This is a genomic window from Shewanella sp. GXUN23E (genome assembly GCF_050865035.1).
In the GTDB taxonomy this organism is placed as follows: Bacteria; Pseudomonadota; Gammaproteobacteria; order Enterobacterales; family Shewanellaceae; genus Shewanella.
In genome coordinates this window covers 75,880-90,227 of sequence record NZ_JBOZWP010000021.1, presented here as the reverse complement: position 1 = coordinate 90,227, position 14,348 = coordinate 75,880, and the positions used below count along the sequence as shown (strand labels likewise).

The window sequence follows — 14,348 nt, the reverse complement described above, 5'->3', positions numbered from 1 at the left end:
AACACAGAAGCAGGATGCCTGACACGCTCACGCAGTGCGGGTTTCAATGCACTTGATACTGCGCCCCGCCGTCTTGACATAGCACCACTATGACTTTGCCAGCTCGCCTTGTCTCAAGCGCATTGAACTCCCGCTGAAACAGTCAACTATTAAATGAAATTGGTATTTTCGCTCGCGGCAATAACAGCGACTGGCAGCAGCCTGTTCACTGCGTTTTGCTTTTATGCAGCTACTTTCGTTATGACAGCGGTTTGCCCTTAAGTAATTTGCGCATCCACATGCGGTTGGGATTCAGTCGCTCACCAATCTGCTGGCTGAATGGCGAGGGCTCGCCACACAGCTGCGCCGCCAGTGCTTCAGCAGTAAGTGGCGCCGAGCACACACCGCGGCTGCCAAAGCCCCCCAGTACAAACAATCCCTGATGCACAGGCGCCGTTTGCTGCTGCCAGAAGGCCGCATCCTGTGAGTGGTTGTTGGCCAGTTCAAACAAGGTCAGGGTATCCACCGCCGCACCCATCATGGGGAAATGATCCCGGCTGACCATACGCACGCCCACTCTGGCGCAGTTATCGCTGACATCGATATCTGCGGTCCAGTCCGCATTGGGATAGGAGTGGCGCATTCGCTGCAGATTGTCCTGCTGCTCCTGCTCACTGAATTCCAGATTTTTGCTGCCTTTTACATAGCTGGCGCCAATACAGTGGTGCTGCGCGTGGGCGGGGGTCATATAACCTTCGGCGCACAGCACGCAGCTGATTTGACTCAGCCTGGCGGTCGTGGGGATGTGGCTGACCTGACCGCGGAAAGGACTGAGCTGCAGCGCCTGGGTTTGCTCAAAGGTCGTCAGCTCCGCACCGCTGGCCAGCACCAGATTGGCAAACGGACCAAAGCGCTGCGAGGCCGAGTGCAGATACCAGCCTTTATCGCTGTCCTCTATGGACTCAATCTTGGTGTCAAAGTGAGCGTGATACTCAGTGAGTTTACCTGCCTCGGCCAGCATGGCGGCGGTAAATTGTGCCGGACACACCCAGGCGCCCTGTGGGTAATACAGCCCGGGTTTGTCGATGGCAATGCCAGCCAGTTCATTGGCCTTGCTGGCATCCACTATGTGGGCAAGGTTTTGTGGCCAGGGATACTGCATCACTTTATTCAGCCTCATGGCGCTCTTGTCATCATGGGCGGTCTGCAATACGCCGCACAGGCCGTGGGCGATGTCATGACCATGCGCCAATAATTGCACCAGTCGCTGGCGGCTGTAGTGAAAGCTTTGTACATAGAACTGGCTGAGCAAATCATGGTCATGGCTGAGCAGCGGATACAGTGCGCCCTGACGATTGCCGGACGCGCCCTGCGCAGGCTGTGCGTCCCGGCAAAACAGGCTGATGCGCTGACCACGCTCTGCCAGCGACAGGCACAGCGCCGCGCTGGCAATGCCGCCGCCAATAATAGCGATGTCCCCCGGACGCATTCCGGGCTGTGGATAGGCGCCATTTGTGACCGGCGACAAAGATAAGGCTGATTGAGTGGATACTCCTGCTGCCGTCGCCTTTGTTTGTTCTGTGGTTTGTGCTGTTTGCGAGAGCGTCCAGGCCTGACACAGCTGTGTCTTGAGAGTGTCATCTGGCTTGAGTAAGGTGATGCTCTGCGCTGAGCGGGCCAGCGCCGCAGCATGGTGTCGCAGATGGTCATCGCTGAGCAGGGCTTGATTTGCATCGGCTGCCAGCAACAGCGCATCATAACTGTGCCGATGGCCAAGTTGTGCAGGATTGTGAGCACTTTGAACATCGTCTTTGTCCGCTCTTTGGCCAAAATACAGCGACAGGGAAACCCGTCCGCCCTCCAGCGACCAATGGCGTGGTGTGCGCACCGTGTCAGTGACGATTGCCTCGGTATCGACCAAATCGTGAATGTTCACCTGAGGCAATCCGGCGTCGGTAAGCTGCGGAGTGCCCAGGCAGTAACAGGTCAGCTGTAACGATGATAAAGGATTGCTGCCGATGACCTGGGCAAGCGCCGACAAATCCTGGTCACACAGCAGCGCCACCGAGGCCCGTGGCAGGTGAGATAGAGAGGTTAACAGCTCCGAAATCGTGGACATCTTGACCTTTTGCGCTGTTCGCGCCAGCTAATGGGAGTCAATGCATTTACTCCCCGGGAGAGAATGGGCATTATTTTAACTTTGTTTGCGGAAAGCTGACCACTTGAGTCGTCATTAAGGGTTAGTATTGCCACAACAAAATTCCGGGAAGCCCGGCCAATCAATCAGGTGAACCGCCACCAGGCGGCGCCGGCGCCGACTTCTCAGGTCCTGACATTGACGGAATGGATAGTAAATAATGAAAAGAGTCGTAATCACCGGTATGGGTATTGTGTCGAGTATCGGCAATAACAAAAACGAGGTGATCGAATCCCTGAAGGCCGGACGCAGCGGTATCACGCATTCTGAACAGTTTGAACAGATGAAACTGCGCAGTCATGTGTGGGGCAGTATCAAGCTGGATCCGGCTGAGCTGATTGACCGCAAGGCGCTGCGCTTTATGGGCGATGCCGCGGCTTACGCCTATCTGGCGATGCAGGAAGCCATTGAAGATGCCGGTCTGCAGGAGTCCCAGTACTCCAGCCCCCGTGTGGGTCTGGTAGTTGGCTCCGGTGGCGCGTCATCGGCCAATCAGGTACAGGCGGCTGACACGCTGCGTGAAAAAGGCGTCAAGCGCGTGGGGCCTTATATTGTGCCCCGCATTATGGCCAGTACCACCAGTGCCTGTCTGGCGACTCCGTTCAAAATCAAAGGTGTGAACTACTCCATCAGCTCTGCCTGTGCCACCAGTGCTCACTGTATCGGTCATGCGGCTGAACTTATCCAGATGGGTAAGCAGGACATGGTATTTGCCGGCGGTGCCGAAGAACTGGATTGGACGCTGGCCATGGGCTTTGACGCCATGGGCGCGCTGTCCACCAAGTACAATGACACGCCAGAGAAAGCCTCCCGTACCTATGATGCCAACCGTGACGGTTTTGTTATCTCCGCCGGTGGTGGCATTGTGGTTGTGGAAGAGCTGGAGCATGCACTGGCCCGTGGCGCCAAAATTTATGCTGAGATTATCGGCTATGGTGCCTCTTCTGACGGTTATGACATGGTGGCGCCATCCGGTGAAGGTGCCGTGCGTTGTATGAACCTGGCTCTGGCCGATGTGGATACGCCGATTGAATACGTGAACACTCACGGTACATCAACACCGGTGGGTGATGTGCGCGAGCTGGAAGCACTGAAAGAAGTGTTCGGCGACAAGATGCCACTGATCGGCTCGACCAAGTCGATGACTGGTCATGGTCTGGGTGCTGCCGGTGTGCATGAAGCGATTTACTCCACACTGATGCTGACCAATAACTTTGTCGCGCCAAGCATCAATATCGACACGCCGGACGAACAGGCTGAAGGTCTGCCGATTGTGACCCAGATGCAGGAAAAAGAGCTGACTACAGTGATGAGCAACAGCTTTGGCTTTGGTGGTACCAACGCGACTCTGGTGCTGCGCAAGTACAAGTAATCCCGACGCGGGAGCAATGAAAGGGAGCCTTAGCTCCCTTTTTTATTACCCGGGATAGGTGTTTTTGTACTGACAGCCCAATTTCCCCGGGAAATTGCGTTAAAATCCCACGTTATAAATTTCTATCACTGATAACCATGCCCACAACCATGTCCACGACTATGACTGCAACCCCGCCCCCGAGCCTGCCGGAAACGATGAACATCATCGCCGATGAAAATATGCCTTATGTGGCGCAGATATTTGCGCCTCTGGGCAAAGTGACCCTGGTTAACGGTCGTCACCTGCGCGCCGAGCAACTTATTGACGCTGATATATTGCTGGTGCGCTCGGTCACTAAGGTCAATGCCGGGCTGCTGCCAGCGGGACACAAACTCAAGTTTATCGGCAGTGCCACCATAGGCACAGATCATGTGGATACGGCTTTGCTTGACGCGCAGGACATTGCCTTTGCCAATGCACCCGGTTGCAATGCCATTGCGGTGGGTGAATATGCCTTTATCGCCATGCTGGAGCTGGCGGCATTGACTGGCAGTCAACTGAAACACAAAAAAGTGGGCATTGTGGGCGCTGGCAATACTGGCAGTGCGCTGGCGCATTGTCTGACGGCTTATGGGGTTGAGACTTTGCTGTGCGATCCGCTGCTCGAGCAGGCAGGTGACAGTCGCAGCTTCCACAGTTTGCATACTCTGCTGGCAGAGTGTGACGTTATCAGTTTGCATGTGCCTTTGACCCGCACTGGCGAGCATGCCACCTGGTACCTGCTGGACGAAGATAAACTGGCATCCCTGAAACCAGGTGCCTGGCTGCTCAATTGTTGTCGCGGCGAGGTTATCGACAATCGGGCGCTTATCCGGGTGAAGCAGCAGCGGCCGGATCTCAGACTGGTGCTGGATGTCTGGGAGGGCGAGCCCAATCCCATGGCGCAGCTGGTGCCTTTGGTGGATATCGCTACTCCGCATATTGCCGGTTACAGCCTGGAGGGCAGGGCCCGGGGAACCCTGATGCTGTATCAGGCGCTGGCCCAATTGCTGGGGCTGGAAGCTGGCCCCACGCTGTCGAGTCTGCTGCCAGCGGCAGATTTTTCCCGTCTGGCCGTTGGTCGAGAGCTGGATGAGAATGCGCTGCGGCATCTGTGCCGTCTGGTTTATGACCTGCGGGATGACGACAAATTGTTCCGTGAAAATTTCGAGCGCGAGGGTGGATTTGATCAGTTGAGAAAAAATCATACACACAGACGGGAATTCAGCGCCCTGACGCTGGTCAACGCGCCGGACTTTAAGGTAAATTGGTTGACCAAATTAGGATTTTCAGGAGCCAGTCTGTAGCTATGTCACAGGAATTCAATGTTGTCGTATTAGGCGCGTCGGGAGCAGTCGGTCAAACCATGATCGAAATCCTCGAAGAGCGCAATTTCCCGGTGGCCAATCTTTACCCATTGGCCAGCAGCCGCAGTGCCGGAAATACGGTCAGTTTTCACGGTAAACAGATTGAAATCCTGGATGTGGAGACCTTCGACTGGTCACAGGCCCAGATCGGTTTCTTCTCTGCCGGTGGCGATGTATCAGCCAAGTGGGCGCCTATTGCCGCAGAGCATGGCTGTGTGGTGATCGACAACACCTCTCACTTCCGCTATGACCATGATATTCCGCTGGTGGTGCCAGAGGTAAACCCGCACGCCATTGCCGACTTCCGTAACCGTAATATCATTGCCAACCCCAACTGTTCAACCATCCAGATGCTGGTGGCTCTCAAGCCAATTTATGATGCCTTTGGCATCAGCCGCATCAATGTATGCACTTATCAGTCGGTATCCGGCACTGGCAAGAAGGCAATTGAGGAGCTGGCCAAGCAGTGTGCCAAGCTGCTGCAGGGCCTGCCTTCTGATCCCGAGGTTTACTCCAAGCAGATCGCCTTCAACGTGTTGCCGCAAATTGATAAGTTTATGGATAACGGCTACACCAAAGAAGAGATGAAGATGGTGTGGGAAACCCAGAAGATTTTTGGTGACGACAGTATCGAAGTGAATCCCACTGCAGTACGTGTACCTGTGTTCTACGGCCACTCTGAAGCCGTGCACATTGAAACCCACCAGCCAGTGGATGCAGAGCAGGTCAAGGCTGTATTGCGCGGCGCCGAAGGTGTTGAACTGTTTGACTTTGACGAAGACTATCCAACTGCCGTGACCGATGCTGCCGGCACCGATCCTGTGTATGTTGGTAGGGTGCGCAAAGATATTTCTCATCCCAACGGTATAAATCTGTGGGTGGTTGCCGATAACATTCGTAAGGGGGCAGCCCTTAACAGTGTGCAGATCGCCGAAATCCTGATCCGTGATTATTACTGATCCGGCGAAATCCTGAAAAAGCCTGCCTGCGTGCAGGCTTTTTCATTTGTTAAACTTGTGAACAGTAGCAGGGAGTTGCTTTCTAGTTTATAGTAATCCCAATAAATACAACTGCCTAAAGCAATACGTCTGCGTGGCGTTATCCGTGTGCTGAAAAGGAAAGGATTAATGAATTTTCGCACTTTTACTCTTCTGGGAGCCGTCACAGTCGTGTTTGCGCTGGCATCCCTGCCATCTTCTCCCGTAACCGCCGCCGGTGCCCTGAAGCTAACCGGTCCCGAGGGGCAAACCCGGGTAGAAGTCTCTCAGTATGGCCCCACTACCCGGGCAGATACCTTCTGGAGTATTGCCCAGAAGACCCGCCCCAACGAAAGTGTCTCAGTCTACCAGGTCATGGCGGCTATTTTTGAAGCCAACCCCCATGCCTTTACGTCGGATAACTACAACAGCCTTGAAAAGGGCATGATCCTCGCCATCCCTTCTCTGGAGGCGATAAAGGCCATCCCGGCGTCGCTGGCCAAAGCGCGGGCCGAACAGGATGACAAAGCCTGGCAGGAGCTGTTGCGTAAAGAGGCTGAAAAGCCTACTCCGGCTGACGTGATTGCGGTAGCCAATGCTCAGGCCGTGGAAAAGGCGTCAGCAGAGCTTGATAAAGTCAGCGAGTCGCTGGTTGAAGCGCAAAACCGGAATCTGAATCTCACCGATGAACTGGGCAGGGCACTGGATCAGCTGGTGGTGGTCAAGAATGATAATGAGAACCTCAAAGCCAAAATCCAGGATTTAACCGAGCGGGTTGCTACGCTGGAGCAGGAGCTCATTGCTTCCCGTGAGCAAAATCAGGGGCTGAAACAGAAAGTTGAGCAGCTGGAATGGGAAGCGAATCAGGCCGCGATTCCGCAGGAGCAGCCATCATTTTTGATGTCGCCACTGGGGCTGGGCATTATCAGCGCAATTGTGTCTTTGCTGCTGTTAACCGGCCTGTGGCTGGTACTCAAACGTAAATCAGGCCAGGCAGCCAACAGTGGCAGTGGTAAAGCTGTTGCCACAGTAGCGGCAGGCGCAGTGGCCGCGGCGGCTGCAGACAGTTTTGAACAGGACGAAATGGCGGTTCAGCTGGACCAGCCCGACGACTCTATCGACAGCCTGCTGGATGCCGGGGATGTAGACCTTAAACCGGAAGCCGATCTGAGTGACGACCCTGATATGTATGTGGCTGATGAAGATGCCGAGCCACTGCCAGAGCCGGATGAAAGCCAGTCGCTGGATGATCTGTGGGCGGAAGCCATGGGTGAGCAGGAAGAAGGCGAGGCCCGAAGGGATGAAGATATTGATGTGGCTGATGTAGACGTTGAGCCACAGGATGCTTTGCCTGATGACGATCTGGAGCCGTTTGATGAGGGTCTGGACAGTGACGGTGACGATGTTGATTCGCTGATCGCCGGGTTGGAGTCCGATCTCGGTGCTCCTGTCGCCGTGGAAAATGATGCGGCGATTGATACCGACGATATAGGCAACGATGACGCTGACGAGGTGCTGGCATCACTGGACGCCGAGCTGGATGAAGCCATGGCGGAGTTTGGCGGTGCAGAGGAGGCGGACCCGGATGCCTTGCTGGCGTCGCTGTCAGCCTCAGCAGAGCCAGAAGATACCACTGCTTCAAAACTGGACGCCGAGCTGGATGAAGCCATGGCAGAGTTTGACAGCGCAGAGGAAGCGGACCCGGATGCCTTGCTGGCATCACTGTCAGCCTCAAATGAGCCCGAAGATACCACTGCTTCAGAACTGGACGCCGAGCTGGATGAGGCCATGGCAGAGTTTGGCAGCGCAGAGGAGGCGGACCCGGATGCCTTGCTGGCGTCGCTGTCAGCCTCAAATGAGCCTGAAGATACCACTGCTTCAGAGCTGGGCGCCGAGCTGGATGAAGCCATGGCAGAGTTTGACAGCGCAGAGGAGACGGACCCGGATGCTTTGCTGGCGTCACTGTCAGCCTCAGCAGAGCCTGAAGATACCACGGCTTCAGAACTGGACGCCGAGCTGGATGAGGCCATGGCAGAGTTTGACAGTGCAGAGGAGGCGGACCCGGATGCCTTGCTGGCGTCACTGTCAGCCTCAGCAGAGCCTGAAGATAGCACTGCTGCTGAACTGGATGCCGAGCTGGATGAAGCCATGGCAGAGTTTGGCAGTGCAGAGGAGGCGGACCCGGATGCCCCGGATGCTTTGTTGGCGTCACTGTCAGCCTCAGCAGAACCTGCAGATACCACTGCTGCTGAACTGGACGCCGAGCTGGATGAAGCCATGGCAGAGTTTGGCGGTGCAGAGGAGGCGGACCCGGATGCCCCGGATGCTTTGTTGGCGTCACTGTCAGCCTCAGCAGAGCCTGAAGATACCACTGCTTCAGCGCTGGACGCCGAGCTGGATGAGGCCATGGCGGAGTTTGGCAGTGCAGAGTTTGGCGGTGCAGAGGAAGCGGACCCGGATGCCCTGCTGACGTCACTGTCAGCCTCAAATGAGCCTGAAGATACCACTGCTGCAGAACTGGACGCCGAGCTGGATGAGGCCATGGCGGAGTTTGGCAGTGCAGAGTTTGACAGCGTAGAGGAAGCGGACCCGGATGCCTTGCTGGTATCAGAGTCAGCCTCAAATGAGCCAGAAGATACCACTGCTGCTGAACTGGACGCCGAGCTGGATGAGGCCATGGCGGAGTTTGGCAGTGCAGAGGAGGTGGACCCGGATGCCTTGCTGGCGTCGCTGTCAGCCTCAGCAGAGCCGGAAGAGGAAACATCTGCGGAGATGAACACTCATCTGCAGGATGATGAACTCAATGATAACTCCATGTCATTTGACAGTGAAAATGACGCCCGCAGCGATGCTGCACTGCTGGCTGAGCTGGCGCGCATTGACGCCGGTAACGAGGCTGGCACAGTCTCCGAGACAGAAGCAGATGTCGTTGCTCAGGCTGATGATCCGGTAAGCCCCCCGTCAGATGAGTCATTGGCATTCTCATCTGACTTTGCTGAAGATCCGCTGGCGGAGCTGGCATCGCTGGAAAGTCACAGTGATTTCAGTGCAGGAATTGCCGATCCACTGGATGACGATGATCTGCTCGATTCACTGGATTCTGCTGAAGGGCAAACCCTGTCTGCCGCCGATTTGGATGCGCTGGATGACAATGGTCAGCCGCTGTCCGGTGGTGTCAATCGGTCTGTGGTCCCCGATCTCAATCAGGCCGAGCTGACCAATATGACGGCGCTGGAGCGCAGCGAAAAGGCCATGGATGAAGCTATGAGCCGCAGCGAGCTGCGCGCCAGAAACCGTGCCGAAGCGCTGGCCCGCGCCAAAGAAGCTGAGGCTGAAGAGCCGGAGGTGTCTGAGGATGAACTGGCGGAGATGGCATCCATGGCACCATCACAGTTGCCCTCATACCAGACCAGGGATGATGACTTTGACTCGTCTTTGTCGCTGGATGCCCATGATGCCGATATGACCCTGTCCGATGAGGAGTTGCTGGCTGCTTTCGCACAAAACAGTGAACCAGAGGACGCTTACGAGCTGCCGATGGATGACAGCGTCGATACAGATAATGAGTTGCTGCATGGCAATAACATGACGGTTGAGCAGGCGCTGGCGGCACTGGATGCGCAGGAGCAGGAAAAGGCGTCGTCGCCAGGGCGGGTACATTTTGACGAGAATGACCTGGCAAATTTCCAGAAGGAAAATGGTTATATCGATATCGACCGGCTGCTGAATGAAGCCGATGAAAGTGAAACTGTCGATAATTATCAGGGCCCGGCTGAAGTCGCCATGGAGGACTACCGCAAGGTGATGGGCGATAATGCGATGGTGGATGTGGATGACGAAGAGAATTCCGTCAACGCCAAACTGGATCTGGCCCGCGCCTACATCGAAATCGATGATAACGACAGTGCCCGGGCGCTGCTCAAGGAAGTTGCGCTGGATGGCAACGACAGACAGCAGGATGAAGCCAGAAACCTGCTGGATAAAATCGGTTAAATCTTAAGTTGAAAAACGGCGCCAGGGGCGCCGTTTTTTATGACCTGCCTTTGCTCATTCACACCTGATGTCTGGCTTGTGGTAGACTTGGCCGCATTTTTTCAAGCTATCTTTTTCCCGGAGAGACTATGCGTATTGCCCTTGGGGTAGAGTACGATGGCAGCGGTTTTTATGGCTGGCAGCGCCAGCAGGAAGTGGATTCGGTTCAGGCCCAACTGGAACGGGCTCTGTCAATTGTCGCCAATGAACCTATTGAACTTCAGTGTGCCGGTCGCACCGACGCCGGTGTGCATGCCACCGGACAGGTTGTCCATTTTGATACCCAGGCGGTGCGTAAAGAAGGCGCCTGGACGCTGGGAGTTAACGCCAACCTGCCTGACGGCATCGCTGTGCGCTGGGCCAAGCCGGTGGATGATGAATTCCATGCCCGTTTTTCTGCCACCGCGCGCCGTTATCGTTACATTATTTACAACCACAATTTCCGCCCGGGGATCCACCGCCATGGCGTCAGTCATTATCATGGCGAGATTGATGAGAAACGCATGCACATGGCGGCGCAGGCGCTGATCGGCGAGCAGGACTTTACCAGCTTCCGGGCGGTGCAGTGTCAGTCACGCACACCGTTTCGCAATGTGCACGCCGTCAGCGTTACCCGTCAGGGCATGTACATCATAGTGGATATCGCCGCCAACGCCTTTTTGCATCATATGGTGCGCAACATTGTCGGCTCATTGCTGGAAATCGGCCTTGGCAACCAGCCACTGGACTGGATGCGCACCCTGCTGGATTTGAAAGACAGAACCCAGGCTGCGGCCACGGCCAAGCCCCATGGCTTGTATCTGGTGGACGTGACCTATCCCGAGCAATTTGGACTGCCCAAGCTCGCGATGGGGCCACTGTTTTTACCCGACTGATTGTCGCCGATCCGCTGTAGTCGATTAGCTTTACCTGATTAGGAATCCAGGATGATAAAAGTACCTTCCCAAAGCGACACTCTTGCCGATTGGCTGGATTATCTGCTGGCGATGCACCCCACCGAAATCGATATGGGGTTGACCCGGGTTAGCCAGGTCGCCGAGCGGCTGGGACTGCTTGAACTGGCGCCAGCCAAAGTGATTACCGTCGGTGGCACCAATGGCAAAGGCACCACCTGTGCCATGCTGGAGGCGATGCTGCGCGATGCCGGCAAACGCGTTGGGGTATACAGCTCGCCCCATCTGGTGCATTACAACGAGCGCATTCGCATCGACGGACAGGACGCGCCGGACGCTGACATCATCTCGGCATTCGGGCTGATTGAAAAGGCGCGTGGCGATATCTCACTGACCTTTTTTGAATTTGCCACTTTGGCCGGATTGCAGTTGTTCAAACAGGCGCAGCTGGATGTGATCATTCTGGAAGTGGGATTGGGCGGTCGGCTGGATGCTACCAATATCATCGATGCCGATGTGGCTGTGGTTACTGCAGTGGATCTGGATCATCAGGAATATCTGGGCACTACCCGCGAATCTGTGGGGTTTGAAAAAGCCGGCATTTTCAAGGCGGGCAAGTGTGCGGTCACCGGTGAGCCGGATTTGCCTGTGACTGTCATTGAGGTCGCCGCCCGTGTCGGTGCACCTTTGCATCGCGTCGGTCATGAGTTTAGCTATGGGGTTGATGCGCAGAGCTGGCATTTTTGCGGCGCGCGCTGGCAACTCAAGGATTTACCCTTGCCGACACTGCCACTGCCCAATGCGGCGACCGCGCTGGCGGCGCTTGAGTGTCTGTATCCGGATTTTGCCCTCGGTTCTGTGCGTCGCGGGCTGGCGGCAGCTACCCTGACCGGCCGGTTTGAGATTGTCTGTGCGCAGCCGCTGACCATTCTGGATGTGGCCCACAACCCTCATGCCGCCAGGTATCTGGCCTCCCGGCTGCAGGCCTATAGCGGGCGACGTATTCTGGCGCTGTGTGGCATGCTTAAAGATAAAGATATTCAGGGCGTCATGCAGGTAATGCTGCCTGTGGTCAGTCAGTGGTACTTAACGCCGCTGCCCTCTGAGCGCAGCGCGTCACTGGCACAGCTGATCAGCGCCATGCCGGCATCCGCCTGCTATCAGGGATTTGAGTCACCTGAGTTGGCCTGGCATGCAATCACGGCCGATGCCCGCGCGGATGATGTGGTAATTGTGTTTGGCTCCTTTTACACTGTATCCGGAGTTAAATCATTCATTGATGGGGAATAAGTTTGTCCAGTCAGTTTCATAACCGCCTGGTGGGCACCATAGTGGTGGTGGCATTGGGTGTCATTTTCCTGCCGGATGTTCTCGACGGCAAAAAGGACAGGGTGCAGGAGGAGTTTGCTGAAATTCCGCTGCGTCCCCAATCAAGTTCGCCCCAGTCAGCTCAGGCTTTTGAAGTGATAAGCCCCGCTGAGTCCATGGCGACAGAGACCACTGAACATGTTGACACCGAGCCTCCCAAATCACTGGAGCATGCAGAAAATGGCGGCTGGGTGGTGAAGGACTCAGCAGCCCCGGGCCCGACGTCGGACAATCAACCCAAAGCCAAAGCGGAAGAGCCTGCTGCGGGTAAAAACACTCAGGCAACAGCGCAAAGCGCACCGGGATGGACCTTGCAGCTGGGCAGTTTCCGCGACGCCGGTAATGTGCAGGGCTTGGTAGAGCAACTGCGTGAAGCGGGGTTCAATGCTTATACTTTGCCACGTAAGCCGGTGCACGGCAGTATCACCAAGGTGTTTGTCGGACCGGATGTAAACAAAGCCAAGGTTGAGAAATTAATGAGTGAGGTGGAAAAGCTCACCAAACTCAAAGGTCGGGTTGTACCGTTTGATCCCCTGGAAAACTGATGTTCACTTAAGGTCGCCGACAGGCGGCCTTTTTTTATCTGTGAGCCCCTTTCTGACGTGGCTGTTAACGCCTGCTTGTCGGCCAACAGAGCGCTTCTGCCGCCGTGGTTCATTGTAGCGACTCCCGTGCGCTTTGTGCGGAAAAGGGCCATTGCCGGTATCCAGCGTGCCAGCACTAAAACCTTGTTCTGTCATTGAATCTGCCGTTTTCCTGTGTATCCTTGTGTGGCTGTTAACAAGGAAGAATAAAAAATGAAACATATTTTGCTGTTGCTGTGTGGGCTGCTGGCGCTGGCTAGTCTGTCCCGGGTGAGCGCTGAGGAGACTGACCATACCCTGGTGATGATTTCACTGGATGGTTTTCGCTGGGACTATATTGAAAAGCATCAGGCCCGTGAGTTGGCCAAGCTGGCTGAGCAAGGGGTGAGGGCGGAGCGCCTCAAGCCGGTTTACCCCTCCAAGACCTTTCCCAACCACATATCCATTATCACCGGGCTCAAGCCGGTGAATCACGGCATAGTGGAAAACCGCTTCTGCGACAAAGACAGAAACGAGTGCTATAAAATGGGGATGGGTAAAGACGACAGCACCTGGCTCAATGGCATGCCGCTATGGAATCTGGCGCGTTTGCAGGGGGTGAAATCTGCCACCTATTTCTGGCCTGAATCCGATGCCAGATTCAACGGCCTGACGCCCAACTACTACTATCACTATGCCAAATACAGCGATTATCAGAATCGCCTGGATCAAATGCTCCAGTGGCTGACGTTGCCCGCTGCCGAGCGGCCGAGATTTATCGCCGGCTATTTCTCGCTGGTGGACTCCATGGGGCATGAACACGGCCCGGATAGTCCACAGGTGTATGATGCCGTGCAGAAGATGGATACCCTGATGGGGGATTTCTATCGCCGTCTGCAGGCTCTGCCGCAACCTGTGAGTTTGCTGATAGTGTCAGATCACGGCATGACCGCCATCAATCCGAAACACAGCATACAGGTCGACAGTCTGCCGATTTCCGATGACTGGCAGGTGCAGGTTGCCGGGCCGCATATCATGCTGTACGCCAAACAGGGCAGCAACCCGGACAAACAGGCGCAAATCGATGCGCTCAAGGCGGCATCCGGCGGGCGTTATCAGTACATCACCGAAGGCACCATGAAAGCGCGGGGCTACTTTGGCAGTGCCCGCATCCCGGACATCATGTTTGAAACCCAGGCGCCTTCGACCTTTACTCAGGACAAACCGGCCGGTTATCTGGGCAATCACGGTTATCCTGACTCGCCTGACATGGATGCGACTCTCATAGGCATTGGTCCGGCCTTTGCCCGGGGTAAAAAGCTGGCTAGTGTCTCCAATCTGGATATCTACCCTGTAGTGGCGGAAATCCTGGGCCTGAAATTGCTCACTCCCGTTGATGGCGATGGCAGTACCTTGCGCCCGGCGCTGGCCAGATAGTCGCGTTTTACCGTTAAGTTTATACCCGGACCTGAGACAGGTTCGGGTTTGCTTTGCACTGCATGTTCTCACCATGGTCGTTTATTGCTATGCCTGACGATACCTGTCCCGCCTTGAGAATGTGGGCGTGCCTGTGGGATGG

General features: G+C 55.6%; 9 protein-coding genes. 8 read left to right on the top strand and 1 reads right to left on the bottom strand.

Annotated elements, in window-relative coordinates; genetic code table 11:
• Nucleotides 1-238 precede the first annotated feature (238 nt).
• Nucleotides 239-2,098 carry an FAD-dependent 5-carboxymethylaminomethyl-2-thiouridine(34) oxidoreductase MnmC gene (gene mnmC / locus ACRRUX_RS16460; RefSeq protein ID WP_432532297.1) on the bottom strand — a complete coding sequence of 620 codons (1,860 nt, stop codon included), beginning with the start codon at nucleotides 2,096-2,098 and terminating at the stop codon, nucleotides 239-241.
• 238 nt (nucleotides 2,099-2,336) lie between these two features.
• On the opposite strand from mnmC, the gene fabB reads away from it, so the two are divergent.
• The 8 genes from fabB (at nucleotide 2,337) to ACRRUX_RS16420 (ending at nucleotide 14,206) form a co-directional block, all read left to right on the top strand.
• Nucleotides 2,337-3,548, top strand: coding sequence for a beta-ketoacyl-ACP synthase I (fabB, locus tag ACRRUX_RS16455; RefSeq protein WP_432532295.1), 1,212 nt, complete (start codon nucleotides 2,337-2,339; stop codon nucleotides 3,546-3,548).
• A 197-nt stretch (nucleotides 3,549-3,745) separates the two neighbouring features.
• On the top strand, nucleotides 3,746-4,876 hold the full coding sequence (locus tag ACRRUX_RS16450; protein ID WP_432532293.1) for a 4-phosphoerythronate dehydrogenase: 1,131 nt from the start codon (nucleotides 3,746-3,748) through the stop codon (nucleotides 4,874-4,876).
• A 2-nt stretch (nucleotides 4,877-4,878) separates the two neighbouring features.
• Nucleotides 4,879-5,895, top strand: coding sequence for an aspartate-semialdehyde dehydrogenase (locus ACRRUX_RS16445; protein ID WP_432532291.1), 1,017 nt, complete (start codon nucleotides 4,879-4,881; stop codon nucleotides 5,893-5,895).
• A gap of 168 nt (nucleotides 5,896-6,063) precedes the next feature.
• On the top strand, nucleotides 6,064-9,906 hold the full coding sequence (locus tag ACRRUX_RS16440) for a FimV/HubP family polar landmark protein (RefSeq protein WP_432532289.1): 3,843 nt from the start codon (nucleotides 6,064-6,066) through the stop codon (nucleotides 9,904-9,906).
• Between the two features lie 128 nt (nucleotides 9,907-10,034).
• Nucleotides 10,035-10,820, top strand: a complete 786-nt coding sequence (gene truA / locus ACRRUX_RS16435) for a tRNA pseudouridine(38-40) synthase TruA (protein ID WP_432532287.1) — start codon at nucleotides 10,035-10,037, stop codon at nucleotides 10,818-10,820.
• A 51-nt stretch (nucleotides 10,821-10,871) separates the two neighbouring features.
• A complete protein-coding gene (gene folC / locus ACRRUX_RS16430; RefSeq protein ID WP_432532285.1) occupies nucleotides 10,872-12,128 on the top strand; it encodes a bifunctional tetrahydrofolate synthase/dihydrofolate synthase in 1,257 nt (418 codons plus the stop codon).
• A gap of 2 nt (nucleotides 12,129-12,130) precedes the next feature.
• Nucleotides 12,131-12,751 (top strand): SPOR domain-containing protein, encoded by a 621-nt coding sequence (locus ACRRUX_RS16425; protein WP_432532283.1) that lies wholly within the window; start codon nucleotides 12,131-12,133, stop codon nucleotides 12,749-12,751.
• A 252-nt stretch (nucleotides 12,752-13,003) separates the two neighbouring features.
• On the top strand, nucleotides 13,004-14,206 hold the full coding sequence (locus tag ACRRUX_RS16420) for an alkaline phosphatase family protein (RefSeq protein WP_432532281.1): 1,203 nt from the start codon (nucleotides 13,004-13,006) through the stop codon (nucleotides 14,204-14,206).
• The last annotated feature ends 142 nt before the right edge of the window (nucleotides 14,207-14,348 follow it).